Source organism: Sphingosinicella sp. (assembly GCF_052388015.1).
Taxonomy (GTDB): Bacteria; Pseudomonadota; Alphaproteobacteria; order Sphingomonadales; family Sphingomonadaceae; genus Allosphingosinicella.
The window spans coordinates 1-2,409 of the sequence record NZ_JBQTIN010000019.1 but is presented as its reverse complement, the minus strand read 5'-3'; the positions used below and the strand labels follow the sequence as shown (position 1 = coordinate 2,409).

At 70.3% G+C, this 2,409-nt stretch carries 1 protein-coding gene; it reads right to left on the bottom strand.

Annotation, left to right across the window (positions count from 1 at the left end):
- Positions 1 to 151: 151 nt before the first annotated feature.
- Positions 152 to 2,317, bottom strand: coding sequence for an autotransporter assembly complex protein TamA (locus tag ACT4N3_RS01240; RefSeq protein ID WP_444853385.1), 2,166 nt, complete (start codon positions 2,315 to 2,317; stop codon positions 152 to 154).
- Positions 2,318 to 2,409 lie beyond the last annotated feature (92 nt).

Below are 2,409 nucleotides of genomic sequence, written 5' to 3'. Positions count from 1 at the left end.
TAGCGCCGGCCGGCTTCGGTGTTGAGCCAGAAGGCGAAGGCGCCGAGGAAGAGCAGGAGGGCGAGGAGGATGATCCCCGCCCATCTGGCGATCGTGGCCGCCCGGCTGCGGCGGACGACGATCGTCTCGGCGGGAGGTGCTTGGCTGGCCATCAGAAAGCCTGCCCGATCGAGACATAGACGGAGATGCGCGCCTCGCCCGGCCGCCGGTCGATCGGCGTCGCCACATCGAGCCGGACCGGGCCGAAATTGGTATAGACGCGGCCGCCGATCCCGACCCCGAAGCGCATCGACGAGAAGGTCGGATATTCCGCCTCATAGACCTGCCCGGCGTCGACGAAGGCGACGACGCCGTAATTGCCGAAGCGGTAGCGGCCTTCGAGAGCGAACTCGGCGAGGCTGCGGCCGCCGAGCGGCACCGAGATGGTCGGCGGATCCTGTTCGTCGGGATCGGTCGGGTCGAAGGCGGGGTTCGGCTGGACGTCGCGCGGGCCAAGCTCCTGGAAGCCGAAGCCCCGCACCGATCCGCCGCCGCCGGCATAGAAGCGCCGCGACGGGGCGAGATCGTCGCGGGCGATGCCGGTGATCGAACCGAAGCGGACTCGGCCGGCGAGGACGAAATTCTCGCCGACGGGGTAATAGGCGCTGCCGTCGAGGAGGGTGCGGAAATAGAAGGCCGCGCCGTCCCGAAGCGACGCCTCGGGATTGACCCGGGCGGAAAGGCGGAAGCCGCGCGTCGGATCGAGCAGGCTGTTCGACCGGTCGTAACCGACCTGGCCGATGAAGCCGCCGATGAAATAGGCGTCGGACAGCGAGATTTCGGCCCGGCCGACCCGGCTTTCATTGGTGGCGAGAATCTCGGCCCCGACCTGATAGGTCCAGACCTTCTGCCAGATCGGGGTGGATTCGCGAACGATCAGACCGCTCAGGCGCGCGGTATAGCCCTGGAACGCCTCGTAATCGCGCTGGCCGGCTTCTAGCTGGAGGATCAGGGCCCGATCGCGGCGGCGCCAGTTGGAGCGGCGGAAGCGGACAACCGCTGATTGCTCGGCCGTGCCGGCGATCGCGGCGAGGCGGAGCGCCCCCTCCGGCGGGAACAGGTTGCGATGCTCCCAGGCGCCTTCGAGCCTGAGCCCCTCGCCGGTGCTGTAGCCGGCCGAAAGATCGAGCGTGCGCGCCGGGCCGGCCTCCTGGCGGACGAGGATGTCGACATATTCGGTGCCGTCCGGTCCCGCCTCGCCGGTCCGCACCGGCTCTGCCGAGACGGTCCGGAACAGGCGGGTGGAGACCATCGCTTCGCGCAAATCATCGACCAGGCGGCGATCGTAAAGCTGGCCCTCGCGGAAGCGTGACAGGACGCCGACATGGCTCGTATCAAAGGCGAGCGTCCCCTCGGTCGTGATGCGGCGGAAGCTGGCGCGTGGGCCCGGCTCCAGCGGCAGGGTGTAGGCGCCCAGCAGGGTCTGCGGATCGAGCTCGATGTCCCTGAGGCCCACCTCGGTGAATGGATAGCCTTGCTGCGGCAGGCGCAGCAGTATGTTGGCCTCGGCCGATTCGACGTCCGCGGCGACGATGGGCGCGCCGGATTCGAGCCGCAGCGCTTCGCGGGCAAGGCCCGGCGGGACGGTTTCGGGGCCGACGATTGCGATGTCGCCGAAGCGGTAGCGCTGGCCCGCGGCGGCGGTGATCGTGACCCTGAGGCGGCCGCCCTCCGCCGGCGGCTGCTCGATCGCCGAGGTCGCGACCGCGTCATAATAGCCTTCCGAGCGCAGCAGCCGCACGGCGAGCGCGACATCCTCCTCGGCCCGCGCCGCGATCATCGCGCCGTTGACCGCCTCGCCGCGCGCATCCTCCAGCGCGGAAAGGCCGAGGAAGCGACCGCGCAGATCGACCTCGCCGAGGCCGTTGACGAGGAGGTCGTAGCGCACCGGCGCCGGCTCCGACGCGTCGCCGAGCTGGACCTCCTGGATCGCCTCGGTCTCGAACGTCGAGAGTGGCGGCAGCGGCTCGGTCAGCGCCGGATCGCCGAGCGGCGCGTCCTCGACCGGGCCGGGGACGGGCGGGAAGGGCGGCGGCGGGGGAGCGTTCGGGTCGGCCGGCGGCTGGATCGACTCCAGCGGCTCGAGCGGCGGCTGCAACGCGGGATCGAGCGGTGGCAGCGCCTGCTCGAACTGGCTGTCGGAGACGATCGGCTCGTCGGGTCCGGTCGCGCTCTGCGCTGATGGTGTTGGGGCCGGCGGCTGGGCGAACGCGGAGCCGGGCGCGATCAGCGCGCCGGCGGCCGCCAACAGGAAAGGCTCTTTGCGCAATGCACCCACTCAGCCCGTCATAACCATGGTCTGCCGAAAAAGTGCCGGGGGCGGAAGCATTTATGTGGAACCGTTGCGGACGGGTAACGTCGCGGCGGCGG